Here is a 330-nt window from a genome sequence, read left to right on the forward strand (position 1 = left end):
CGATCTCATACGACTGCCGGAAACACGTTTCTGCTTCGTTGAACCGGTTATTGGCGCCGTAAAGCGTGCCCAGGTTACCCAGCGCAATAAGGATCAGCCGCTTGTCCTGACTTTTTTTACTCAGGGCAAGTTGATTCAGGAAATAGCGTTTCGACTCCGCAAAATGGTGTAAATGAAGATGAATAACCCCTAACTCTGCATTCAGCAACGCAAGTTGCCGGGGCCACTGATTCTGCCGGGGCTCATATTGATTCAGCAGAGCCAGACNACCTGTATCGTACCGGCCGCTACTGCGGTAAGCCCGCGCTTTCAGGATCAGGACCTCTAACT

Annotated in this window: 1 protein-coding gene; it reads right to left on the reverse strand. The window is 51.7% G+C overall.

Annotated elements, in window-relative coordinates:
* Nucleotides 1-208, reverse strand: a 208-nt coding sequence (locus BLX24_RS34225; RefSeq protein ID WP_445422176.1) for a tetratricopeptide repeat protein, incomplete at its 3' end; no start/stop codon positions are given.
* Nucleotides 209-330: the final 122 nt, after the last annotated feature.

The organism is Arsenicibacter rosenii (genome assembly GCF_001870735.1).
Taxonomy (GTDB): Bacteria; Bacteroidota; Bacteroidia; order Cytophagales; family Spirosomataceae; genus Arsenicibacter; species Arsenicibacter rosenii.